At 39.9% G+C, this 24,693-nt stretch carries 28 protein-coding genes, 2 pseudogenes and 1 riboswitch; of the genes and pseudogenes, 12 read left to right on the top strand and 18 right to left on the bottom strand.

Annotated elements, in window-relative coordinates:
* Positions 1-221, top strand: a pseudogene (locus H7J92_RS16550) (IS4 family transposase); the annotation flags it as partial.
* Positions 222-621: 400 nt separating this feature from the next.
* On the opposite strand, the gene H7J92_RS16545 reads toward H7J92_RS16550, so the two are convergent.
* From H7J92_RS16545 to H7J92_RS17740, 11 genes and pseudogenes are all read right to left on the bottom strand, one after another.
* Positions 622-1,809: a M20 family metallopeptidase gene (locus H7J92_RS16545; RefSeq protein ID WP_281422310.1), complete on the bottom strand. Its 1,188-nt coding sequence runs from the start codon at positions 1,807-1,809 to the stop codon at positions 622-624.
* 15 nt (positions 1,810-1,824) lie between these two features.
* A complete protein-coding gene (locus H7J92_RS16540; protein ID WP_221838074.1) occupies positions 1,825-2,466 on the bottom strand; it encodes an ABC transporter permease in 642 nt (213 codons plus the stop codon).
* A gap of 11 nt (positions 2,467-2,477) precedes the next feature.
* Positions 2,478-3,395, bottom strand: coding sequence for an ABC transporter substrate-binding protein (locus tag H7J92_RS16535; RefSeq protein WP_221838072.1), 918 nt, complete (start codon positions 3,393-3,395; stop codon positions 2,478-2,480).
* Entirely contained in the window at positions 3,395-4,051 is a 657-nt protein-coding gene (locus H7J92_RS16530; RefSeq protein ID WP_221838070.1) for an ABC transporter permease, read from the bottom strand. Before H7J92_RS16530 ends, H7J92_RS16535 begins: the two co-directional genes overlap by 1 nt.
* A complete protein-coding gene (locus H7J92_RS16525) occupies positions 4,052-5,173 on the bottom strand; it encodes an ABC transporter ATP-binding protein (protein WP_221838068.1) in 1,122 nt (373 codons plus the stop codon).
* Positions 5,174-5,446: 273 nt separating this feature from the next.
* Positions 5,447-5,956, bottom strand: a complete 510-nt coding sequence (locus tag H7J92_RS16520) for a QueT transporter family protein (protein ID WP_221838067.1) — start codon at positions 5,954-5,956, stop codon at positions 5,447-5,449.
* 152 nt (positions 5,957-6,108) lie between these two features.
* Positions 6,109-6,864 (bottom strand): 3-oxoacyl-ACP reductase, encoded by a 756-nt coding sequence (locus H7J92_RS16515; RefSeq protein ID WP_221838066.1) that lies wholly within the window; start codon positions 6,862-6,864, stop codon positions 6,109-6,111.
* Positions 6,865-6,919: 55 nt separating this feature from the next.
* Complete coding sequence (locus tag H7J92_RS16510; RefSeq protein WP_221838065.1) at positions 6,920-7,141, bottom strand: DUF2829 domain-containing protein; 222 nt, start codon at positions 7,139-7,141, stop codon at positions 6,920-6,922.
* A 352-nt stretch (positions 7,142-7,493) separates the two neighbouring features.
* Positions 7,494-7,745, bottom strand: coding sequence for a topoisomerase DNA-binding C4 zinc finger domain-containing protein (locus tag H7J92_RS16505; protein ID WP_246603092.1), 252 nt, complete (start codon positions 7,743-7,745; stop codon positions 7,494-7,496).
* 63 nt (positions 7,746-7,808) lie between these two features.
* Positions 7,809-8,336 carry a nuclease-related domain-containing protein gene (locus H7J92_RS16500; protein ID WP_246603098.1) on the bottom strand — a complete coding sequence of 176 codons (528 nt, stop codon included), beginning with the start codon at positions 8,334-8,336 and terminating at the stop codon, positions 7,809-7,811.
* Positions 8,337-8,363: 27 nt separating this feature from the next.
* A pseudogene (locus tag H7J92_RS17740) lies at positions 8,364-8,522 on the bottom strand (Rpn family recombination-promoting nuclease/putative transposase); the annotation flags it as partial.
* Positions 8,523-8,653: 131 nt separating this feature from the next.
* Positions 8,654-8,754, top strand: a riboswitch (purine riboswitch).
* Positions 8,755-8,807: 53 nt separating this feature from the next.
* Here H7J92_RS17740 and H7J92_RS16495 point away from each other — a divergent pair.
* The gene (locus tag H7J92_RS16495) at positions 8,808-9,986 is read left to right on the top strand and encodes an MFS transporter (RefSeq protein WP_221838063.1); all 1,179 of its coding nucleotides are present in this window, start codon (positions 8,808-8,810) and stop codon (positions 9,984-9,986) included.
* A 444-nt stretch (positions 9,987-10,430) separates the two neighbouring features.
* Here the strand turns inward: H7J92_RS16495 and H7J92_RS16490 are convergent, their stop codons facing one another.
* From H7J92_RS16490 to H7J92_RS16480, 3 genes are all read right to left on the bottom strand, one after another.
* Positions 10,431-11,441: a DMT family transporter gene (locus H7J92_RS16490; protein WP_221838062.1), complete on the bottom strand. Its 1,011-nt coding sequence runs from the start codon at positions 11,439-11,441 to the stop codon at positions 10,431-10,433.
* 330 nt (positions 11,442-11,771) lie between these two features.
* Entirely contained in the window at positions 11,772-12,905 is a 1,134-nt protein-coding gene (locus H7J92_RS16485) for an FAD-dependent oxidoreductase (protein ID WP_221838061.1), read from the bottom strand.
* Positions 12,906-13,029: 124 nt separating this feature from the next.
* A complete protein-coding gene (locus H7J92_RS16480; protein ID WP_221838060.1) occupies positions 13,030-13,869 on the bottom strand; it encodes an alpha/beta fold hydrolase in 840 nt (279 codons plus the stop codon).
* A gap of 328 nt (positions 13,870-14,197) precedes the next feature.
* Between H7J92_RS16480 and H7J92_RS16475 the strand changes: the two genes are divergently transcribed.
* Both H7J92_RS16475 and H7J92_RS16470 read left to right on the top strand, forming a co-directional pair.
* Positions 14,198-14,830 carry a Crp/Fnr family transcriptional regulator gene (locus H7J92_RS16475; protein ID WP_221838059.1) on the top strand — a complete coding sequence of 211 codons (633 nt, stop codon included), beginning with the start codon at positions 14,198-14,200 and terminating at the stop codon, positions 14,828-14,830.
* 20 nt (positions 14,831-14,850) lie between these two features.
* Entirely contained in the window at positions 14,851-15,531 is a 681-nt protein-coding gene (locus H7J92_RS16470) for a Crp/Fnr family transcriptional regulator (RefSeq protein WP_221838058.1), read from the top strand.
* Positions 15,532-15,552: 21 nt separating this feature from the next.
* On the opposite strand, the gene H7J92_RS16465 is transcribed toward H7J92_RS16470, so the two are convergent.
* Positions 15,553-16,386, bottom strand: coding sequence for an alpha/beta hydrolase family protein (locus tag H7J92_RS16465; RefSeq protein WP_246603088.1), 834 nt, complete (start codon positions 16,384-16,386; stop codon positions 15,553-15,555).
* Between the two features lie 1,311 nt (positions 16,387-17,697).
* Between H7J92_RS16465 and H7J92_RS16460 the strand changes: the two genes are divergently transcribed.
* Genes H7J92_RS16460 through H7J92_RS16445 form a run of 4 tightly spaced genes read left to right on the top strand, consistent with a single transcriptional unit; the run spans position 17,698 to position 19,571 of the window.
* Entirely contained in the window at positions 17,698-18,339 is a 642-nt protein-coding gene (locus H7J92_RS16460; RefSeq protein WP_221838057.1) for a CPBP family intramembrane glutamic endopeptidase, read from the top strand.
* A 56-nt stretch (positions 18,340-18,395) separates the two neighbouring features.
* Entirely contained in the window at positions 18,396-18,713 is a 318-nt protein-coding gene (locus tag H7J92_RS16455) for a DUF3784 domain-containing protein (protein ID WP_221838056.1), read from the top strand.
* 13 nt (positions 18,714-18,726) lie between these two features.
* On the top strand, positions 18,727-18,972 hold the full coding sequence (locus tag H7J92_RS16450) for a hypothetical protein (RefSeq protein ID WP_221838055.1): 246 nt from the start codon (positions 18,727-18,729) through the stop codon (positions 18,970-18,972).
* A complete protein-coding gene (locus H7J92_RS16445) occupies positions 18,972-19,571 on the top strand; it encodes a hypothetical protein (protein WP_221838054.1) in 600 nt (199 codons plus the stop codon). Before H7J92_RS16450 ends, H7J92_RS16445 begins: the two co-directional genes overlap by 1 nt.
* Positions 19,572-19,778: 207 nt before the next feature.
* Here the strand turns inward: H7J92_RS16445 and H7J92_RS16440 are convergent, their stop codons facing one another.
* Positions 19,779-20,294 (bottom strand): hypothetical protein, encoded by a 516-nt coding sequence (locus H7J92_RS16440; RefSeq protein ID WP_246603087.1) that lies wholly within the window; start codon positions 20,292-20,294, stop codon positions 19,779-19,781.
* Positions 20,295-20,378: 84 nt separating this feature from the next.
* On the opposite strand from H7J92_RS16440, the gene H7J92_RS17885 reads away from it, so the two are divergent.
* Entirely contained in the window at positions 20,379-20,504 is a 126-nt protein-coding gene (locus tag H7J92_RS17885) for a hypothetical protein (RefSeq protein WP_281250670.1), read from the top strand.
* A gap of 127 nt (positions 20,505-20,631) precedes the next feature.
* On the top strand, positions 20,632-21,324 hold the full coding sequence (locus H7J92_RS16435; protein WP_221838051.1) for a CPBP family intramembrane glutamic endopeptidase: 693 nt from the start codon (positions 20,632-20,634) through the stop codon (positions 21,322-21,324).
* A gap of 9 nt (positions 21,325-21,333) precedes the next feature.
* On the opposite strand, the gene H7J92_RS16430 is transcribed toward H7J92_RS16435, so the two are convergent.
* On the bottom strand, positions 21,334-22,053 hold the full coding sequence (locus H7J92_RS16430; RefSeq protein ID WP_078818087.1) for a MerR family transcriptional regulator: 720 nt from the start codon (positions 22,051-22,053) through the stop codon (positions 21,334-21,336).
* Positions 22,054-22,227: 174 nt separating this feature from the next.
* Here H7J92_RS16430 and H7J92_RS16425 point away from each other — a divergent pair, with 174 nt between their 5' ends.
* Entirely contained in the window at positions 22,228-23,187 is a 960-nt protein-coding gene (locus H7J92_RS16425) for an SEC-C metal-binding domain-containing protein (RefSeq protein WP_221838048.1), read from the top strand.
* A 19-nt stretch (positions 23,188-23,206) separates the two neighbouring features.
* The gene (gene yfkAB / locus H7J92_RS16420; RefSeq protein WP_221838045.1) at positions 23,207-24,313 is read left to right on the top strand and encodes a radical SAM/CxCxxxxC motif protein YfkAB; all 1,107 of its coding nucleotides are present in this window, start codon (positions 23,207-23,209) and stop codon (positions 24,311-24,313) included.
* Positions 24,314-24,357: 44 nt separating this feature from the next.
* On the opposite strand, the gene H7J92_RS16415 is transcribed toward yfkAB, so the two are convergent.
* Positions 24,358-24,693 (bottom strand): hypothetical protein (locus H7J92_RS16415; protein ID WP_221838043.1); only part of this gene is annotated, 336 nt, incomplete at its 5' end.

The raw sequence follows: 24,693 nt of genomic DNA, 5'->3' as shown, positions 1-24,693 counted from the left end.
TGAAACAGCATTTGAACATCAAGAAGTTCTACGCACAAAGTCAGCAGGGCGTACACAACCAAGTGTACCTCGCGATGATCGTCTACTGCCTGAATGTCCTTGCCCAGCTGCGGACTGGAAGTAAGCGAACCTACTTGCAGATTAGCCGCTATTTGAAAGCTTCTTTGTGGAAGTCCGCGCATATCTGGCTTCGAAAAATTGAAGGAAAAAGCGTGCCGTAACGCAGGCAATCAGTTTTTGTCACAGTAGCCAAAAGGTATAGTAAAAAAATGGATGCTTACTGTCTCTGTTCAGCTGTCTTCGTTTTTTCACTTAAAAGCCGAAAAGTTTGGACGGAATATTTTGAACCTATTTATGCGACATTAGTGATGTTTTACTTACTTGTTTTCTCTATAAGACTCCCTAAGATAAATATATATTGTGTCCCCAGTCTTTTTACGAGAAAGGTATCCGCTTTTCTTTTACGACGATACGTTATCCCCGTGCTTATTCTCTGCGGAAGAAGTTAACTTAGATCAAACGATGAAACAATCGTCGATTTACTGGTTATTGTACCATGATAACAAATGCCCCCCCTTACCATTTTAAACAGTAAGAGGAGGCATTTTTATATACTAAGCATTAGCCCTTATTATATGTTTTCCAATAGTCAACCATACTAGAAGCAAGTACTTTTGCACCGTTTAGTAATGCTTTTTCATCAATGTCAAATTTGGGATGATGATAGGGATAGATCAAACCTTTTTCTTCATTGGCAGAACCTATGAAGAAGTAAGTCCCTGGTACTTGCTGTAGGAAGTACGAGAAATCTTCTGCACCCATATTTGGCTTTACCTCTTGGATGTTTTCAGCCGGCAGAACTTCTTCCGCTGCGTTCACCATCAGCTTTGTAATCGTTGGATCGTTTTTTGTTGCTGGATAGCCAAACATATAGTCCATTTCATACGTTGCACCAAATGCCTGACAAGTATGAGAAGTGATTGTTTGCACCCACTTATGCATCTCTTGGCGAACTCCCTCGTCAAACGTACGGACGGTCCCTTTGAGTTGGGCCTTTTCCGGTATGACATTTGCCGCTTCCCCCGCATGAAAGGCACCTATTGATAACACAGCCGATTGTAGAGGATCTACTTTTCTGCTAGTAATTTGATGTAAGTTACTTATTAGCTGGGCACCTACTGCAATGACATCTACCGTGTCTTGCGGAAATGCACCGTGTCCGCCAAAACCTAGAATATCAATCGTAAAATCATCGCATGCACCTAATATATAGTTCTCATTGTACAGGAGATGATCTACCGGAATATAATTTTCCATATGTGTAGCAAAAATCACATCAACACCAGACAAGGCTCCTGATTCAATCATAGATTTCGCACCACCTGGATCTTCTTCCTCAGCGTGCTGGTGGATAAATATAACATTTCCAGTAAGCTGTTCTTTCATCTCAACCAGTGCTTTAGATAGCCCCAATGCGATCGCCGTATGCGCGTCATGTCCGCATGCATGCATAACTCCAGGATTTTTCGATTTATAAGGTACGTCATTCTCTTCCCATATCGGAAGCGCATCAAAATCAGCACGGATCGCTATCGTCTTTCCTGGATGTTTTCCGCGTAGCGTGGCAACGACTCCATTCCCTCCGACATCTGTTTGCACTTCTAGTCCCAGCTTCCTTTGGTAATCAGCGATTTTTTTTGCAGTATTCACCTCTTGGAAGGAGAGCTCGGGATACATATGAAACTCTCGACGCAACTCGATCATTTCTTCGTAGCCATCCTCCAGGCGAGTAAATAATTCTTCCTTCAAACGAATTCCACCTTTTTAAGCCGTTCTTTTCTTCGTATATTTTTCCACAAATCCTAGGAGATAATCTGCGAGAATTGCTAATAAAGCTGCGGGTATCGCACCGGCTAGTATCTTGATATCAGAACGCTGTGCAATTCCTGAGACAATTTCCTTCCCTAATCCACCGCCACCGATATAAGGCGCAATCGAAGCTACTCCGACTGCAATAACTGCAGCAACCCGTAATCCCGCCACGATAAATGGTAAAGAAAGAGGGATTTGGACCTTTGTCAGCAACTGAAACGAATTCATGCCGACACCTTTGCCCGCATCTAGCAGACTGCCACTCACTTCCTGCAATCCTACATACGTGTTACGAATGATTGGCAGTAATGAGTAAAAGAACAATCCGATAATCACTGCAGTATTCCCTAATCCGAAATACAGCATGAGAATCGCCAACATCGCGAGACTCGGGACATTTTGCAAGATGTTCGCGACCGACAATATAACCGGTGCCAACCGCGGAATTTTAACCGCCAAAATTGCCAATGGAACCCCGACAATAAACGCTAAGACCACTCCATAAATGACTAACAGGATATGCTCAACCGTTAAAGCTAGCAGCTCCGACTGGTTATTCATTATATACTGCATTAACTCTGTCAGTAACTCCATTTACATTCTCCTTATTTCAACAGACCTTTTTCAATTAAGAATTTTTTTGCTACATCTTTCGGTTCTTGCTTTTCAATATCTACTTCATAAATCATTTGCGTCATTTCTTCTTCATTAATTTGATCTGTCAATGAATTTATAATTTCTTCTAATTCAGGATAATCTTTCAGCGTATCTTCTCTTGCCACTAGGGAAGCAGTTGATGGAGGGAAGAAACCTTTATCATCCTCCAAGACTCTTAAGTTTAATTCTTTAATTTCTGGATCCACTGAATACGCAGTAATCGCATCCAACTCCCTTAATTTCAAGCCTTCATACATCAAAGAAATTTCCAAACCATTCGCCTTCTTGAATGAATAGTCGTAGTGTTCCTGGAATGCACGGTATCCGTCATCTCCGCGTTCAATCCAAGCGGAGTCCGTACCAATCGTCAAATCTTTCGCATACTTTCCAAGATCCGTCATTGTTTCGATGTTTTTCTTTTTCGCCAAGTCTTCAGTAATGGCAATCGTATACTTATTTTCAAAGCCTAGCGAGTCAAACCATTTCAAGTTGAATTTTTCATCGAATAACTTTTGAGCCTGTTCAAGAGTTTTGTCAGGATCTGTTGTATATTCTACTTGATCATCATCAAAATGATTGTTATATACTTCTCCGGAATAAAGAGTCGCCAAATCAAAGTCGCCTTTATCCATTGCAGTGATAATTAATGGGCTCGCTTGGATATTTTCTGTGACATTCACTTCGTGGTCTGTTTGGTCTTCTACAAGCTCTTTCACCATATATGCGATAATTTTAGGGTCGGTGTAATCTTGTGTCCCCATTTCAAAAAAAGTTCCACCAGCAGCCGTTTCTTTATCTTTCCCACCACACGCTGTTAAAACCACTAACAGCAATAAGGATGTACATAATAATGTAAGTTTCTTCATTAGATTGTCTTCCTCCTAGTTCGATTTCTTGATTTTTCAAAACGTGCAAAAAGCAAATCTGTTGCTACTGCCAACACAATCGCCAGAAGCGTACCCGTGAAAATCAAGTTTTTATCATTAAATCCAATGCCGGAAATGATCAAACCTCCCAGCCCCCCAGCTCCTATCACTGCAGCCATCGTGACCCAGCTAATGATGTACACAGAAGTCACGCGAATCCCCGACATAATATAAGGCATCGCTAAAGGAAGTTCGACTTTAATCAAACTTTGAAAAGAGTTATAGCCCATTCCTTTTGCTGCATCTACAATACCTGAATCGATAGACTGGATACCTGCATAGGTGTTTCGAAGTAAAGGCAGGAGTGAGTATAAAAACATTGCTGTAACCGCCGGCTTCATACCGATCCCGAGGATAGGAATCATCAGCGCTAACATTGCAATGGTAGGAACTGTCTGAAATACGTTTGCGATGTTAAAAACGAGGCTTTTTAGAAAGTTACGTTTCAAACGAGTTAATAATATAGCAAGGGGAATCGTCACAAGTATTCCGATTACCAAACTAAGGGCAGACATAATCAAATGTTGTACTGCATATTCCAAAATGGACGGATATCGATCCCTCCAAAATTCAAAATAGTTTCGTATAAACTCCATTTAATTTCCACCACGTTTCCCATAGACAGAACGAACCGATCGAAACAGTTCCTTCATGTCGATCATTCCTACGAACATATTCTCGTTGTCAACAACTGGTAGACTGTGATGCTTATGTTTTTCTAAGTATTCTAAAACATCCTCAATATCTTGATCAGTTGTTAACGCTTGCACAGATGGATCGACAAAATCCTCTAAATGAACAGATGACTCATTCATAATCTTTTGCAATGAAAGCTGTCCAAGGAATTGATTAGTCTCATCGACTAGCGGGTATGTAAAACATTGTTGTTCCATCAATTTCTTAATTACCGATTCTTTGGATTCGGATAAGTGGATTGCTTGTATCGTAGGATCGATGAAATTACTTAATGAAGGCAATGGTTCTGCAGTTTTCAATCGTTCCTCCCCGATAAACTCTCTGACAAAATCATTCGCTGGATTCGTCAATATTTCACGCGGTGTTCCTTTTTGGACCACCCTTCCATCTTTCATCAAAATAATCTGATCGGCAATTTTCAACGCTTCGTCCATATCATGTGTTACAAAGATAATCGTTTTCTGAATGTCCTCTTGCAGACGAACCAATTCATTTTGCAGCTGATCTCGACTGATCGGATCCAACGCACTGAACGGTTCATCCATCAGGATCGTTGCCGGTTCAGCTGCCAGCGCTCTAGCCACACCGATCCGTTGCTGTTGTCCGCCACTCAATTCTGACGGGTATCGTTTTTTATATTGCTCAGGGTTTAAATTAACCAGCTCCAGCAGTTCATTCACACGCTTGTCGATTTTAGACTTATCCCATTTCAATAAGCGCGGCACTGTTGCCACATTATCGTAGATCGTCATATGCGGAAACAGCCCAATACTTTGAATTACATACCCCATATGGCGACGTAACTCAATCGGATTGAAATCCGCAATATTCTTCTCATCAATGAAAATCTCGCCGCCTGTATGCTCGGTCAACCGATTCAGCAGTCGCATTGTGGTCGTTTTTCCGCATCCACTTGGTCCGATCAAAACATTAATTTTACCGCTTTCAAACAGGAGATCGATGTCTTTCAATACATGAGTACCGTCCTCATAAACTTTATTCACTTTTCGAAGTTCTATCATATTTCCTCTCACTTTCTTGAAGTTACGGGTGAAACGCCTAAGATTCATTTCAATTTATTTTTTGACACTCCATTATGTTAACAGATTTCTGATAGTGTTTACAATACTTTTTACGGTATAATCTTTTTGTACGGTAAAAACCGTTTGATTTGTAAATGATTCAATTAACAGAAAACCCTTTGAAATCTTTGATAGTGAGCTAGAGTCTCAAGCCTGAGCATTCGTTTAGTTAAACGCAAAAAAGCACACTCGCAACTAGCGAATGTGCCTTTTTTATTTAGATAAGTCTATTTTTTTATTCAACGTATATATAATCATTCCGCCAACTGTCATAGACAATAATTCACCGATTCCAACTGTAACCCAAGTCGCCCAAAACGGCAGACCTAGAATAATTGTCAATTGACCAGCGATTGTAAACATCGACAATGCGAAGATAATGGCAGTAATCGCCATTTTCACAATATCATTCTGAATATTCTTCGTCACTACCCGGCAAAGAAGTAACGCAAGGAATGTAGCTATAGTACCCACTGGAACATCCAACAGCCAAGTCGGCGACATAAAGTTCGCGAACATCACACCTAACGTTACAGCAACCACATAACGTTTATTGTACAATGCAAGATAGTTGAACATCTCTGATAGACGCAGCTGAACTGCTCCAAAACTAATGACTGAAAACATTACCGTAACTGTCACATATAAAGCCGCAACAAGCGCTGTTTTCGTCAGCTCACTCACTGCACTCTTTTGTGAATCTTTTACAAAAGACATACTCATTTTATTTTCTCCTTTGTGAAATAGCATATGCTATTCCAGTAATAACTACGGCCAAAGGAAGAATGAGCCTTTCGCTCAATCAAAAGTGCCGCAGTGCAAGCAGGATTTGCTTGCATGCATAGTATAGCAGAAAGTCATATATGAAAAAAGAATTATTTGGCTGTCCATCCTCCGTCAATCGGAATGACGGTACCATGAATATAGTCAGCAGTTTGACTGGCTAAATATAGCGTTAGGTCAGCGACTTCACTTGGTTGCGCCCAGCGTCCAGCCGGTGTCTCCTCTGCCACCCACTTCGCCATTTCGCCCTCGCCCTCAAAATCCGCTTTGTTCATCGGCGTCTGAATCGCTCCCGGCGCAATTGCATTGACACGGATTCCTTCACGGCAATAATCCAAGTCCACCTGTTTTGTATAACCTACAATCGCATGTTTTGAAGCTGTATACGCCGCACCACCACCGCCTCCAACAAGCCCCGCGATAGATGCCATATTGACAATAACACCCGATTTCCGAGCGATCATATGAGGTAAAACAGCATTGGTCATAAAATATGTCCCTTTAACATTCGTATCCATAATCCGATCCCAAAGCACTTCATCCGTATCAAGCGTTTTAGCAAAGCCATCCAGAAGCCCAGCCGTATTCAATAAAATATCAATTTGACCAAATGTCGCAAGTGCCTCCGCAACGGTATGCGTCACGTCTTCATTTGAACTTATACTACCAATTGAATACGCAAACTGTACAGGGTATGCCCGCTTCATATTCAGAAGCTCGTCCTCATTTATATCTAACGCAAATACATTCGCTCCATTCTCCAAAAACGCAAGCGATTGTGCCTTTCCAATTCCCGATGCAGCACCTGTTACAACAACTGTCTTCCCCACATATTCTTCAAATTTCATAACTTCCTCCTATTAAAAAAGCTCATGATTGCTCATGAGCTTTGATTCATCTGTCTTATTTTACAATAATCCAATCTTCCGCTAACAAATCACAAACTGTAGGAGTAAACATGGTGTAACCCTCACCTGTCACATTAATCAAGAAATAAGGATTCAACTTCTTTCCATCATGCTCACTTTCTCCTACTAGCTTCACATACAACTCAGCTCCGCCCCAACCGCTGCGAATCACTTTCTCGCCAGTCTTTAAACGCGGCAACACTTCTTCAAATGTCATATATATCCATCCTTTATCGTCCATTTAGTAGCACAGTTTATCAGGGAATTATACTTGATAACGTCTCGCTTGACAACTGAAAAGAGTTTTGAATCGGGTACCTATGCAAGCAACTGTTACCTTCATCGTATAACGATTCAATCCATTAAAGAACACAGATAAACTATATCCCTCCCCTCCATAACATGAGAAGATAGATCATTTGGAAAATGGGAGGATATCCATGCAGTATTATTACTATCAGTAAATGCCTTGATGAGTATCCAATTTCAGCAGGTGCAATCACTTACTCTTGTAATTCGGTTTTGTCTTTAAATGCTGGTACTTAGACTTAGCAACAACTTTATACTTTTCACAAAATCACTTCTGTTGTATAGCGACATTTTGGAAATTGATTACAACCAATGAATGAACCGTTTTTCCCGTTGCGAACTACTAGATGTCCATTACAACGCGGGCATATTCCCTTTTTGCTTTTTGGTTCAATAGCTGAAGATTCCGCAGCTACTCTTACACTTTTTCCACTCTCTCGCTGTTTTCCTGCTACCTGTTTAACATGCTCTTTTTGAATCCGTCTTTTTTCTTTAGGATCAGCTAGTACCAATCGATCTATTTCTAGTTGTATTTTCTGCAATTTCTCTGCGTTGACGACAGGTATACTCTGTTCCTAAATGACAGTTATGAGCTCATTAAAATGAACAACTTTCGCCGTCTTAAAAGGCTCTTTGAATTTGAATTCAACACTGGGCGAAAAAGCAATAATAGAATATGTATTCAATTCATTGTCTCGCAAATAGTTTTTAATCGCTTGGACATGTCCATAATTCTGTCGAATGGGATTATACATTCTCTGTTTCTTCTTATAGATTACTTGTGTCCAATACTTTTGACGTTCGGACCCAAAAATCCAGCCGCTATAGTGTTTTGTCTCAATGACATGCAAGCCATATGGAGATACGACCAGATGATCGATCTGTGTCATACCATATTCTTTATTCCAAACATACACATCATGCCACACTTTATACTCAGGACCTAATTGGGTTAGCAATCGATTTACCTGTCGCTCTCCCCAACTACCCCGCCACTTTGGCATTTGGCGATTAGACCATACACTAAGAATCATTAGGAAAATTAAAATCCAAAATATTGGTGTTTTCAAGAAAGTGAAAAAGGGTTCTATAAATATTGACATGCTTATCCCTCCTAAGCACCTGTATAAATCATGATTAATGAAACTATCTTTTTGCGGTTCTAAAGTGTTCAAGTCTATTGCTCCCATCACAGTATGGGGCAAATAACTATATAGAAGGTCTTTCGCTATTCCTACATGCGATAATGTTACTCTGAAAAACTCATCATGCGGATTTTGAGAATACATATTTCATCAATCTCCGCTCTGCTACATCTCATTACCTATATTATACAGAATCTTCATATCGTTTACTATTCGTAAAAGGGGCCCCCAACCTTGCCAACTCCCCAAATCCATGATAAATTGATCAATAGAAAATTTCATTATGGGAATCAACATGTATAACCCCGATAATATGGTTCGGGGGTCTCTACCAGGAACCGTCAATCTCCTGATTACAAAAGTTATTTTTGTAATCGGGATTTTTCTATTCAACATAGAATGTTTGCAACTTAAGCGGGAGGTATTAAAGTGGATTTCAGAGTATTTTTATTAGCAGTGTCTGCCATTACAGTGGGTCTCGTGGAGCTCGTTGTAGGCGGGATTTTGCCTGTCGTTGCGGACGATTTGAATGTTTCGATCGCGACAGCGGGACAATTAATTACAGTTTTCGCTCTTGTGTATGCTATTGCAGGTCCTGTGTTGCTGTCACTGACGGCGAAAGTGGAACGCAAAAAATTGTACTTGATTGCGCTCGGAGTTTTCTTCATTGGAAATGTCCTGACGTATTTCAGCCCTTCATTCGGTTTGATGATGGCAGCACGTGTTTTGACGGCCGCGAGTGCGGCGCTAGTCATTGTGCTTTCGCTGACGATTACGGCGCGTCTAGTGGAGCCTAAGTACCGGGCGAAAGCGCTTGGTTATATTTATATGGGAATCAGTTCATCGCTCGTGCTCGGTGTGCCGATTGGAATCGTGGTCACGAATGCGTTTGGATGGCGTTCTGTATTTTTAGGGATTGCGATTTTGACCATCGGTTCGATTCTGTTGATCGCAAAATTCTTGGAAACCATCCCAACTGGTGAAGTGCAGCCTCTTTCAGCTCAAATTAAAGCCCTTGCCAATAAAAAGATTTTCTTTGCACATTTGGCAACGATGTTTATGCTTGCTGGGCATTATACGGTGTATGCATACTTCACTCCGTTCCTTGAGACAACCATGCAATTGAGTCCTTATTGGATCAGTGTATTCTACTTTTTGTTTGGACTGGCGGCAGTTGGCGGCGGTGCTTTTGGCGGAGGACTCGCTTCACGCTTGGGCTCGAAGAAAAGTATTTTGGTCATTTTGGGAGCATTCGCGATTAGTTTGTTCGCACTTCCCTATTCTACATTCTCGATTCCGCTTTTCATTGTGTTTATGATGGTTTGGGGCGCACTCAGCTGGGCGTTGGCACCTGCACAGCAGGATTACATTATTACAAGTGATCCGGTCTCATCGGATATTCATCAAAGCTTTAACAATTCCGCTTTACAAGTCGGAATTGCGCTTGGCTCCGGTGTAGGCGGAATGGTTTTCAGTCAGACAGGCAGTGTAACGAGTATGCCGGCAGTTGGTGGGAGTATTGTCATTATCGCGTTTATTTGCGCGGTGATTTCACTTTCTATGTCTGCTAAGAGAAATAATAATCATCAGGAACAAACCGCTTCTTGATTGTTTAAAGCTAGGTCGACTCTTAAAGATGGAGTCGGCCTCATTTGGTTTCATTAGAAGATGAAGGTTGACCGTAACTAGAGATATTGTGAATTTAATGGTATTGATTATTTTCTTGATTTCCGCTAATTTTCTTCCGCTTATTATGTGACCTCCAATGATTTCTCTCAAATATAATAATTTATTTATTGTTTTTGTGGCCATAAAGCTGAAACAGATGCAATAGTATATCCACACGGACATACTGTCCGGAAGATAAATCTACATTTACTTTCCCTTTTCAACTTCCTCCCTAAATATTTCTTAGCCAGAAATCAAAAAAGAACGCCCCGGTTGGACGTTCCTCTGTTAATCGCTTAATGCATTAAGTTATTTTTCATTTGGTAATTTATCGCCAACTCTACTATTGGGAAATGGTAATCATAATGACATTGGAATTAAATTTCATTCAACTTTCTGAATACCAATGGCGGGAACTGATAATGACTCTACGCTCGATTCTTTCGTTTTACGCTGAAGGATATATGCAGCGCAAATAATCAAAATTCCACCAACAATTTGAATGGAATAGATCTGTTGCCCAAGAAAGATAGCTGCAAAAACTGCGGCAACGACCGGTTCAAATATTTGCATGGTTGAAGCTCGTGAAGCCCCAATCATCCGAATACTCGTTATCATTAACATCGTTGGAATTGCAGCTCCGGCTAACCCAGCAAATACGAGAATAAACCACACGTATGCAGACGTATCGACAAATGGTGCAATCAATGTAGCACCCTCTCCAAAGACTACTCCGCAAATGGCAAATACAATAGTCCCGGCTGCTAAGAAGAACGTTGTAGCATAAGTGGGTGGTAAACTTTGGTAGCCGCTCCTACCAATCATATAAAATACAGACATGCCTAGCGCAGCTCCAAGTGCAAGGACAATTCCAAGGGTACTTATTTGGACGCTTTGTCCAAGCAACTGCCCAAAAACAGCTAAAGCACCACCAATCAGGGAGAGGATCAACGCAATCACTTTGGGTGAGTTTAATCGTTCTACACCGGTAATTGCACAAAGTATTGTAACAATTGCTGGAAAGGTATAGAATAATAGCATCGCTAGAGCTACGGACAATTCAACAAAAGCATAGAACATGGCCAAGCTATAGGCTGAAAAAGCAAGTGACGCAATCACCAGGTTACGGATTTGATTTCTAGGGATTTTCGATAAAGATATCCGATCTGCCTTGGTTGTTTTTCCTAAACCGAATGCGAGTAAAATGATTAAGGAAATGGTTCCAAGTAATTCACGCCACATTGCAAACGCAACAGGACTTAGTCCTGCCTGGACGGCAAGGTTTGTCAAAGTTCCTAATGTACCAAAAAGGGTAGCAGCAATCAGCATAATGATAATTCCTAAAAGTAGCTTTTTTCTATCTCCAGTGTTCTGGATCTCCAGATTATTATTCATACAAAATTCCTCCTTTTCCCAAAAAATACTAATGAAATCAATGACAATATCGGAGTAATATGGTGAAAGATTGATGAATCAGCTTTCATAGCTCTTTAAATCCGTCCAAGTAGATATACCTTCATACCTTTATTTGAGGCATTCATTTTTGCAAGGTATTTTTTGTGTTTTATCCATTCTGTGAATGCGCTTACAAAACCTTTAAGTAATCAACATAACTAGCCTAAGATGTAAGAGCCATTTCAAACTTATGTTTCTGAATGACTAGTCGACTTGCGTCCTTCTAAGTTTCCATATCCTTGGCAGATAGCGTTTCTACCCAACACTTTTTTAAATGAATACCGACGCATTTAAACCGGTGACATATCTCGCTGCCGTGCTCATCATTAAATCAATATTGTCAGATCCCATTGATTTGCTTACAATTTCGGGGCGAATTCCTAATAACTCTTTTGGCCAATTGGATGCGGCTGCGCCATAGATTCTAGAAAACATTTGAGTTGTGTCCGCCGCAGGCTTCATTATCTTCTCCCAGCTATCAAGAGCATCTTCAATATCATACCGTTCCAATTGTATCGCAAGCTCTAACGCACTCGTAATACTGACTCCGGCCCCCTGTCCGAGATTCGGTTCCATTCCGTGGGCAGCATCCCCAAGCAAAGCGACTCTTCCTCTTTTCCATGAATTCAAATAAATATAATAAAAGTTTTTGTCCAGTCTGCAATCATCGATCCTCTCCAGGACGGATTCCAGATGAGGGAAAGAGGATAACCATGCCTCTTTGTTAAACGGCTCCGAAAGTGCTTCTTTATCCGAAGTCATCCCGGTTAAGTATACATAACGATATTTGTCTGTTGATGGTGCGATTCCAATTCGGCGGTAGTCATTCCAATGTTCTTCTGCAATCCCCTTTTTATCTTCATCAATTCTTGGAATCAAAGCACGCCATGCCCCATTGCCTATGACTTCCTTTCTTCCAATATTCAGTGAATTACGAACGTTAGAATGAACTCCATCAGCACCAATAATTAAATCTGCCTTATATTTTCTTCCATCTCGTAATTGAATGACTCCAGAAGGATCGACTGATACGGTCTCAGCGTTTGTTTCGATCTTTACTCCTGCACGCTTGCAGGCATTTACTAATGCTTTATAGACATCTCGACGTGGAATTACACAAAAGCGGCTTTCATTCGTGAATTTAGTGGAATGCATCAGCCCGTACGTATTATCAATCATATCGAGGTTCGTAATAAATTCTATATTTTGGGATGCCTCGTCAAAAACATCAATGGACTCCAACACTTTTAACCCGTTTTCCCATGTATACAGCCCAGCTCCAACTTCCCTCAAATCTGAGGATCTTTCAAAGATTTGAACATCCCAACCACGTTGAGCAAGCGCTGTAGCAAAAGTTAAACCTGACAATCCTGCTCCCGCTATAATCACTTTTTTCTTTGCCACGATAACGTCCTCCTGTCTAAGTAAAGTTTTGATGTCTATCATATCAATAGTATGCTTTTTCTATCGTCATTTTTATTTACAAGGGATTATGTGTTTTTACATAATACCTTTTCTATCAGCTCGATTACTTACTTACTAATGAGTGCGCAGCCACAAATTCATTAATACGATCAACAACTGCATCCGGAGACTCCAATGTAGGGAAGTGAGTATCCCCTTTGATGACTTTAAAGTCAAACCACGGATTTTCGTCTGCGAATTTTTGCTGGATATCCTCATAACCTTCTACTGCAGCTTGAGAATAAATATGCACAATTGGGCGCTTCTCTTCCAGGGCCTTCATTCGCTTTAGCGGAGAGCTCCAGTAGTTATAGGCTTCCTCAATCCGTCGGCAGGAACGCTCCCACATGTCAAATCCCCAGCTTGCCATTTCGATATCCAAATGATCTTTCACATCTTTGTTGTCACTAATACCAATCCAATGATTGAAAAGATCACGGCGTGCTTGGAACCATGTATTGGGATTTCGGATATCCTGCAAACTCTTCACGAATTCCCCTGTCGCTTCTATCATGATCCAGTCAATGACTATGGTTTGTGGTATCCGCTCTATACCAAGTCGATCCGTGATTTCCATGTTTGCCCAACCACCGTGAGAAGTGGATACCGGGATCACTTGCTTAATATTCAGCGCATCTAGCACCCCGATAATATCGTCTGCTTGATCAGATGGACCGAAATCTTCTGGGAATGTTAATGGGTCCGTGTGCCCGCGATAATTCATGCGAAGTACTTTGTGCCGTTTGCTTAAAGGCTCGACAATATGCTTAAATAAACGGTGGTCTTGTGCCCAACCCGATAATAATAAAATTACCGGTCCATCTGCATCACCGTGTATATCGAATGTAATCTCTTGACCGTTCATTTCAATCGAATTTAATGTGTTTTTTTCTTGAATATTCATGTCGCCATCCCCTTTATTATTTTTCCGTTGCATGCAAATGAAAGCATGTTCAAACAAATCTACAGAAACATCTTATACTTTATTCTTCACTCTTTTTAATGCTAGAAACACCCTCCTTTACATATTGAATGGATAATTGACTTTCCCATCACCGTATATTAATCTTAATATATATTGAGTGAAAACGGTGTAACCCACTTAACTTTTACAAGTAAATATTTCTGAAGATTCCAAAATGATCGAATGTTATTTATTCAAATTTCATTATAGCTTTGGAATCTTTTCATACTAAATTTTCCCTGTATTTAATATAAAGGAGCTGAAAACTATGACTTTACTTAATGAATTTAATATTAATTGGGAGGAGTTCGTAAAGTATGGCAGTCGTCAGTTTCTGGAAAAGAATTCCGTAATTTATAAACAGGGGGAAATTGGTGATGGTTTTTACTATCTTAAAAAAGGGTTGGTTAAAGTTATGACAACGACTGCGGGTCGTAGTGACTTACTGCTCAAAATAGTCTTGCCTACCCAGTTAGTAGGTATACAAGCCATGGATCAACTTGTCCATTATACGACGGCAAAGACTATTGAGGATTCGGTTCTCTACTTTTTCCCCTATAATACAATTGAAGAAATAATGCTTCAGAAACCTACAATAAATCAACTCTTTCTGCAATCGGTCATTAACGAGATGAATACGTTTGCCTCAAAAATTAATGCAGAAAGGTTACCGGCAGAACAAAAATTAGCAATACTGCTTTTAAATATTTATGATGAATTTAGCCAGTATGATATCCCTTTACTTCAAAAAGATATAGCCAGCAGCACGGGGCTTACACGAATTACAATTTATAAGATCTTCAAAGAGTGGAGTGAAAATGGATATATTGAAAACACAGGAAAGTCCTTTTCCATCAAAAATCCAACCGTTCTAAAAAAATACGCTGAAGGACTCTATTAATAAGGGAGAGAAAAGGTCTAGTGCAACTACGTTATTCTTGGCAACCATACCTCGATTTTGGTCAACAGTTGGATCTTGATCAGGGGGTCTTTGTCTATCAACAGCATGAGGAAGGGAAAGGGTTCTATTATTTAAATAATGGATTAATCATGAATTCAATCATTTCTACCGATGGTAACGAACACGTAATAAACTATATCACGGAAGGCATGCTATTCGGCGAACCAGGCATATTTCATGAACCCTATATCACCAACGCAAGAGCAGTGCGCTCCTCTGTAGTGTATTATTTTTCCGACCTTGCCTATAATGAAGTATGCGACGCATTTCCAGAGGCTAGACTCGTTTTTACAAAAGCTCTTCTGTTCAAACTCCGAACCATGGCAGAAATTGTTACTTTCATGAATGGCAACATTGAACAAAAAATAGCTCATTTTACAATAAAGTTAGACAGTGAAATCGGAGAAGTGATCCCGTTTACACAGACTAACTTTGCCGAATTCGTTGGAATTTCTCGAAAAAGTGTCAATCAGGTCATCAATAAGTGGCGAAAAGAAGGAATTATTGATGTAGTCGGCGATGTACTTGAAATCAAAGATAGACAGCGACTTAAAGAAATCCGAACATTAAATACAAATTTCGATTACAATGTGGATTATCTTTTATCCTTACATCAAGTATTCTCCAAAAAAAGGTTATGAGTAAAAAATCTCATAACCTTTCTAATGTTTATTTCCTAATAATGTATTAGCTGATTCTAATAAAACTAACCATGATTCTGTCTCTGGTAGAATTAATTTGAAATGCTCTGCCGTCGGAATGATTTTCAGAGTAATCGAATCCCCTTCCTTGATGGCCTCCTTCTCAAAGTGTTCACTTAAACCTATGGGGACATTGACATCTAGGCTTCCATGAATGAGAACGAGTGGTATTCCAATCGGCAAAAGCTCATATGGCGATCCTTCCTTGTACCGATTTGCCTGTTCATTCGGCTTCCCGCCTAATAAGTCACGAGTCGGATTATCGACAATACCGAACAACGTCTCTGTCCATTGATGAATATCATGCATCATCTTCAAATCGTTCGCTCCTGCAAGACTGATGACTCCTTTTAAAGGCAAAGGATGTTCAGATGTTTGTAACATACTATTTGCAGGAAGTTTATGTCTAGCTGCCAGCCATAGAGCAAGATGGCCTCCTGCCGAATGGCCGATCGTAATCACTCGATTTACGTCAAGCGGATACGATTTTGTAAGAACCCGAATATGATCGACTGCTGCCGCGTTGTCTAAAAATGTCCCCGGCCAGCCTCCTCCTTCCTGGCCAACTCGTCGATATTCTACATTCCAAGTCGCGATGCCCTTCGCAGTGAATGCTTCGGCCATTTTATTCATTTGCTCTAGATCAAACCTTTCTCTCCAGAAACCACCGTGAATAATCATCGCTACTGGAAACGGACCTTTTCCATCTGGAATTCGTAAATCGCCAAACTGGTTTTCATTTGTACCGTAAGCAATCCGTATTACGTTATTTTTTTCTGTTGTATTGATACCCAACACTCCCTAACATAGATGAAATGTTTAATTCCTAGTCTTTCTCTAAATCTTGATTTATACTTGGGGAACTTTATTTCATGCATAGGCTTAATGATTCGTTCAATTAATTTCGTTGAATTACTCAACTTCCATTTTTTCATCCCCTATATTAATTGATATAACGTCTTTACCCTCAACAATCTCACCTGAGTATGTCTATTTCTTTCTTCCTATTAGTTCAGCATTTTCTAAATTAAAACCACCAAGCAGAACAAGGTGTGTGTTTACGGCCAACTTCAGCTTTGTTTAGGTTAATACTTTTCCTACATCTTCCGGGAAAGTATGGCTTAGACATAATAAGTTGTAATTCTTTCAATGATTTTAGTTTATCCGGGGGAACGACACCAACTTCGTGAATAATGATATCTGCCCCCTTAGCATGTACTATTAAATTATTGTCATAAGTACTCCTTATAATCGATATGGTAGCCATAAACAGCACGTCAGGTATGCCTACGATAGGATCTGAATGCAAATGGGTTGGAATCAATTGATGAATTCCTCTTAGCAAGACTCCAGACTGATATAGCCATACAGCCGCGCCATGCCCAGCATCAAACTCACCCAATATAATTAACTAATAAATGGAGGTCATACAACCTGAACAATAAATACGCAATTAATTGGAATTGGCAGGGAACTGCAAAGGTGAAGAATTTGCCGATTACCATCTTTACAAATTGCTCCAAAACTCGCTGATCAATTGAAATTCATTGTCCCAGAATAAACAATCTACTGTATATTATAAAAAGAAAAATACCGCAACATCGCAGGTTAAGTATTAGATCAATTACTTTACTCTACACACTTTACATGATTAAAACACCACCTTTTATCTATTATGGAATGATTGACCTTTACTTTGCTATATATAAATCTTAATATATAGCGAATAAAAGTGTTGTAACCCATTTAACTTTTACAATCACTTTCATACCAGGATAAAGAACTTCAATCCTAGTGAATCTAAGACATGCTTGACGTTCTTTATCATCCTTGACTTCAAAATTAACTATAAAGTTCATCTCATCTATGGTAAGTTGAATTTTTCAAAAAATGGAGTCAACTAACTCGTAGTGAAAGCACTATGCATTTAGTCGGCTACTTTTTTATTAGTGCATAATGTTTCTAAAAGCAAGACGAAGGCATAGAGTTATTTACTACCAATAAATGAAACTTATAATACAGTAAAACGTATCCTTATTATGACCGTGGTTGGGTTAATCAATGAGAAAAATTTATAACATTCTATAGGCAAGGAGTTAGATGATTATGTCCGAGACTAAAGATTTTTATTTAGTTGCCATGTCTGCTATGGTGATTGTTTCCTTTGCCAACTTTTTCGGATTAACTATTGGCGGTATATCTGTTATTCTTGGTATTACTTTTTTTATTACCAGTAGAGTAGCAGATAAAACTACCTCTCCTGATACTAGTCTTAGCTTGAAAACAATTGGACCGAATTTCAAAAACAAATCACTATGGTTCTGGATCTTTTCGCCCTTACTCATGAACCTATTTTGTATTATTTTAGCAACACTATTCCTGCCCGAATTCATAGAACATCTTATCGGTAGAACAGGTACCATGATTTCATTAGATACGCTATTCGCACTTATCCTTCAACTGGCCATTTTAGCATTGGGCGAAGAAATTGCATGGCGCGGTTTTTTCCAAAAGCAATTAAGCACACGGCTGCCCATCCTTCCCGCCTTAATTTTAACTTCTTTCCTATTTTCCATCGCTCATTATACTGTAGGTAACTTTGCTGTTATCAGTTACGATATGTTCTTTATTTTCATTAATAGTATGTTGTATGGTATCGTATTTTACAAAACAACTAATATTTGGATCAGTGCTATATCGCATTTCACTGCGAATCTTTTTATTATTATCATTTTTTCCTTTATGTAGAAAAGTGATCTACTTGTTAAACTATCACATTAAATGTTGGGAAATGAGGGTCGGCCATGACAGGAGCTATGATCGATACTGTACTAATGATCGCCTTTTTGATCTTCGCTTTCTATCTCTCTCAAGGAAAAGGTGCATTTCTTCTTTCGGGTTATAATACGATGCCTGAAGAGAAAAAAGCGATGATTGATGAACTTTCATTATGTAAATTCATGTCAAAAATTATGTATGGATTGAGTTTTTGCATAGGTTTGTTTGCATTGAGTGAATTGCTCAATCAGCAAATTTTATTTGTAGTAGGGCTTGCTCTCTTTGTCCTGCTTGTTGTTTTCGCCGTTGTGTATTCGAATACAGGAAACCGTTTCAAAAAATGAGGGAGGTGCGGGTTTGGTCAGAAGACGCGGGATTTACGAAGTGGAAATTCTAGGTAAACGGCTATGTTGTACATTATGCGATGGTAAAATGTTCCATCATCGTGAAATCTATTTGGATTTGGAATTGCCAAAGAAGATAGATCGAGAGCAACTGACTTTGCAATCCTTGATGTGCAAGGTTTGCAGTACGACTCAACTTGTGCAAGAGAAAACAGACGGTACAAAAACGAATATTGTTTACATCGAGGTGAAAACGTGATGGTAGACGAGTTGATTTGCGATGAAAGCAGGGTTTGGATTCTCGGCCAGCCGCTCATTTGCCGCTTTTGCGCAAATGATGTGTTTTTGCCCTATCACACGTATAAAAACGTAGAAAAGCCAGGGATTGATGTGTTTTTTGTGGACTATACCGCGATTTGTTTGAAATGTGGCTGTGCGACACAGTTTGGCGACCCGAGCGGACCCAGCCCAGATGGTACGGATTATATTTGGGCATTAGAGCAGGTTTTGCTTAATCCGCCTGAACCCGAGCCACCGATAATTCGGACAGTCGATGACAAAACATTACGGGCACAGAAAAGTTGCTTGAGTCTAGCACTTCTATTGCTTGTTCAAGAAGGTATTATTGAAAATGCCGTCTTGCCACTGGTCGAAGAAGAACAGAATGAGAACTTGCTGCATCTTTTGGAACCGGGTGTATATGTATCATCTGAAGAAATACCTGCCGAAAAATGTTTAGTTTTGGCACTGAGTCAAATAGTTAAACACCGACTCTTAGATAATGATAAATTACACTTTATAATTGAATATGAGAGCTATCCTGGTATCGAGTCTTTTTTACGGAAGCATATAGAATAAGAAGGCAGTTCGTGAAGTCATTTCTATCCGACTTCTCAGACCGTCTTTTTTTGTCGGAGAAATGCTTTTTGTACATTCTAGATAGTTGTCATGACGGCGAGAATATGTGCAATGGGACTTTGGTATATTCACCTGATTTTCTCGCTTGTTCCTAAGGAATACAGCTGTCACTAAAAGCATTTTTCTACATTCAGGACAGCTGTGTTTTTATATTTCACTTATTCGAACAAGCATCTCCAGTACATGCTGCAAAAACTCTCCAATCTCTACCATATGCTCTTCCGTCAATTTCGGTTTAAAGTCGATTTCTACCGTGTTTAGAAAACCAGGCTCTGTCTGTCCATAATGAAAACTCAGCGTCTGCCTATATTCGATATCATTTTCCCAGATCGTCTGAATAATGTTTTCGACCTGCTCACATTGTGTATCCATGTCCTGCACATTTATAAGGACGCGCAAAGACAATAAGCAGCCTGGCTCTGTTCCTTTCGCTTCTAGTATTTCATCCGCCAATTCTTGAAGCGATGAATTCAGCGCAATCTCCACGCTCACAGCGGGATGGCTTACTAATGAAAATTGTATAGAGAATTTTCTTGACATGACTGCTAAATCTAACTGATCGGTACGGTTCAAGATGGAAATCGTACGTTCTAGATTATCCAAATCATAGACATGATTTTCGAATGCTACTTTAAGGTTTTCAAAAACAGTTGGGTCGTACATGATGCTGCCTCCTAATTTATATTCGTTTGTATAATCTGTCCTCATTCAGCCACCTTATGTACAAATTCAGAAAGGAAGATGTATATGGCAAAGATTGAAGCACCAATTGCAAAGTTGGGAGAAGAGGAACTTCATGCACTAAATCGTTTGGAGAATGAATTAGGTGTGACACTCGTCGCATATGAGAATACTTCTACAAGTACTGCATGACAAAGTTAAACTGCTGATGCTTTCTATTTTGGAAAGCATCTTTTTTATTTTTATTGAAACTATCTCTTGCAGGTTACGTAGCGTCACCTCATACACTTAAATTAACACCGTATGAGGAGGAAATACTATGCTTTCATTTTTCAAAACTTCGCCTTGGGGCAAAAAGGAATTGTTTCAACTTTTATTTCTTGTGTTAGTGCTCATTCCCTTTTTCATCGAATACCTTTTGATGAACTACCTAACCGACCTATTTCAAAACGATTTATATTCCGGCACACTCATTGGCTTAATCATGTCTATTATTTTCATGACGGGACTTTATGTAGTGGCATTACGTCCAAAGCAGCTCGGATGGAGAGATGTTGGATTAAATCGTTTTTCTCGTTCGTATTGGGGATCGATTATTGGATGGACTGTTGTGTTGATCATTGGCAGTATCCTAATGGTTTTCTTAATGTCATTTGTCGGGATTGGTGTAGATAACAGTAAAACGGAAAGTGTACAAACTCATCTTTCACCACTCACATTCTTCATTGCATTTGTTTCAGCCAGCATTATTTCTCCAGTGTATGAGGAAATTTTTTACCGTGGCTTTCTGTATCGCTGGTTTAGAAGCCGTTACGGTCTAGCTTTGGGAATGATGGGGAGTTCCTTCATCTTTATGTTGGTCCATATTCCTACTTATAATGTATTACCTATCACATTTGTCTCTGGACTCCTCTTCTCATGGACCTATGAAAAGACAGGATCCGTTTTTCCAGGCATGATAATTCACGGCACATTTAATGCCATAGCCTTGTTTCTAACCGCTTTCGCTTAATGGATTGAGTTAGACTGATAACGCTTGCTCAATGAAATCAATGATTTCTTGCCGAATTGGGTACAGTCGAAGTTCAGCAGAAGCTTCTCCAGATTTTCTCACTTCCCAAAACTTATCCATGAGCTCCTGGTCACCATTAAACGTCTCATCGGAAAGAATATTCATATCATCCATAATAATTTGCGCTTCTTCCGACTTTGGAGAAGCGCCATTCTTAATACATAGCTCGATCCGTTTAATCAAATTCATCCATTTTTTCGTGGAAATGTCTTGGCTCTCTAAAGAAGGCAGCTGCATTTCAAGCAGTTGTTGCTCTTCATCAGTAAAATAGAAAGCCCAATTCTTTTCTTTCTTGTGGTCCACTACTAAAGTTAATAAGTCTTGCCATTTTATTTCCCCCTCGAGCTCTAGCACATGAATGAGCGAGGTAGTATGCCGTATTGACTCATCCAATGTTTCTACTTGTTCAGTTAAAGATGATCTGTGTGCCGATAAGATTGACGCCATCGATTGCTCCTGAATAATTTGCTTACTGTCTTCGAGAGATAATGATAGGTCCTTCAGTATGAGGATCTTCTCTAACGTAAAAATATCGTCCTCAGTATATAAACGCTTACCTCCGTTGCCTCTTTCAGTAGGTTGAACCAAGCCAATTTGATCATAGTAACGTAATGTTCGGACCGATACTTCCAGACGCTTTGCTAGTTCGCCAGTAGACAGATATGTCACTCTATTCCCTCCCCCTGTTGCCTTACTCTTTTACTATTCAGTAGCGTATCATTTCGCCGACTGTTTGTATATTCAGAGTTATTCATTTTAATCCTCGCCATACAAATCCAATGCCATCTCATCTATCGTTTGGTACACTAGACTATGTGTTAATTTATCAAAGGAAGTGTATGTATGGTAGGACGAAACGAACCATGCCCTTGTGGCAGTGGAAAGAAATATAAAAAGTGTTGCGAATCAAAGCAGGCGGTATCTGTTGAAGAAGTACAAACCGAAGAAATGGAACGCTTATTGCAGACGTTCTATGATACGTATCCTGAACGTAAGGATGTATCAGAGTTCATTGACTTCGCGGATTCCTGGAAATCCTCTTTGCGTGAATATTTAACTGAAGATATGATTGAAGCGATTGCGTTGGATGAATTTTTCTTCCATCAACGTTCGGATATATGGGAAAGTTATATTGAAAAGCAAAAGAAGAAACAAGTACGGCCTTCAATTTTAGGTTTGCTGGATCAATGGGCGCATCCACGCGTTTTCATCGGCAAAGTGACAGCTGTAGATGAGACGTATATGACCGCCGCAAGCATCATCGGTGATGAAACGATTCAGTTGTGGAAAGAAAGCGAAAAACCGGTTCCAGCTGGCGTTCATTTTTATTGTTTCTTGCTGCCAGACGGAACAGAAGAGGGTAATTATTTAGCTGTATCCAGTTTGATTTTCTTCCCTACCGATCATTCGGAAGCTATCAAACAATTTGCGAATTCGATTGATCAGGTAAAAGAACATACAATGTCGTTTTGGGTGAAGCTTGGAGAAAACGGTTATGCAGGAGACGAGTTCACTGAATTCGAGTCTGGCGTTCTGCAAGCAGCTGCGGAGTTCTTAGAGATGAGTGAACGACAATCTGATGCATTGCTTGAACTCATTGAAGACTTTTTAGTAGAACAGCAGCCGAATGCACGGAAAGAAGTGGCGATTGCAGCAGGTGCCATCCGTTACGGACAAGAAAACGAGTTGTTTGAGCCACTCACGATGACATGGAAGGACATTGCAGAACATTTTGACGTCTCTCCTTCTTCCATGAATAAGTATGCAAAAGAGATTACCGAATATGTTCTGCAACAGAACTAACAAGTTAGGAGTTTGAATAATGGTACTATCCACTCCCCATTTATCAGATGCTTGGGAAGCCTATAATGACGTGGACACACATGGAAAACAAGTGCTGTCCAGTATTGAATTTACTACGACATATCTATGTAATATGCGCTGTGAGCATTGTGCAGTCGGTTATATGCTTCAACCGAAAGATCCGGACGCGTTGCCGATTGAATTACTACTTCAGAAACTGGATGAAATTCCCCATTTGCGGACAATCAGTTTAACTGGCGGTGAGCCGATGTTTTCGAAGAAATCTGTCGAGCGATATGTCGTACCTCTATTGCAATATGCGCATTCACGACAACTTAAGACGCAAGTGAATTCGAATTTAACGATGCCATTTGATCGCTATGAACTGATTGCTCCTTATTTGGATGTGTTACATATTTCGCATAACTGGGGTACAGTCGATGATTTCATTGATGGCGGCTTTGCCAGAATGGAACGACAACCATCCCGTGACCGACGCGCGGCCCAGTTTGCACGCATGATCGAAAACAGTAAAGCTTTATCGGAAATGGGTGTCATGGTGTCTGCCGAGACGATGCTGAATCGTCGAACTTTGCCTCATTTGAAAACCATTCATGAGCAAATTGTCAATGAAATGAAATGTGGACGCCATGAAGTCCACCCTATGTATCCAAGCGATTTCGCTTCTTCTCTAGACGTACTATCACTTGACGAAACACGGCAGGCCATCACAGATCTTCTTTCCTATCGCGATGAAAATACCTGGATGTTATTTGGAACATTGCCGTTCTACAATTGCAGTCAAGATGCCCGTGATCAAGAGTTGTTTGCAAAACTTGCAGCAAGTAAAAATGTCACTGTGCGCAATGATCCGGACGGTCGCTCTCGTTTGAATGTTAATATTTTTACGGGAGATGTAATTGTCACAGATTTTGGCGATGTACCGCCTCTAGGAAATATTCAGACGGATCATTTGCCTGAACTGTATGATCGATGGCAACAACATCCACTTGCAAAAAGTGTGAGCTGTCACTGCCCTGCTGTCCGCTGTCTTGGACCGAATTTGCTTGTGAAAGATGCTTATTATCCAGAAGTTGATTTTTTGAAACGAGAACTTGTGAAATGATAAAAAGGCTATCACTGGAAAATTTCAGTGATAGCCTTTTAATTTCATATGCTGAAGATTAAAAATAAATATCCGCCGATTACAGAAATCGATATCAACAGCTTCGCACCCACAGTCGTTTTTTTCCCAACGATGCTCATAATAAAGCCTACTACTCCTGCTGCGAAGAGCACCAACGCAATCATTTTACTGGCAGTATAGTTATCCGGAAAGGATGTATACGATATAAAGCCGATCAGTAAATTCAGAAGTATATTTTGAATCCATACACCTCTTTTATCTCCAAAGCGTTTTAAATACAGCAATACTTGACCAATGATCACTAGTATTCCTAATACTATTAGTATGAGACGAATTGTAATATTAAGTGCAACACATGA

Origin of the sequence: Sporosarcina aquimarina (assembly GCF_019748715.1) — a bacterium.
In the GTDB taxonomy this organism is placed as follows: domain Bacteria; phylum Bacillota; class Bacilli; order Bacillales_A; family Planococcaceae; genus Sporosarcina; species Sporosarcina newyorkensis.
This window is presented reverse-complemented; position numbering and strand designations above follow the sequence as displayed.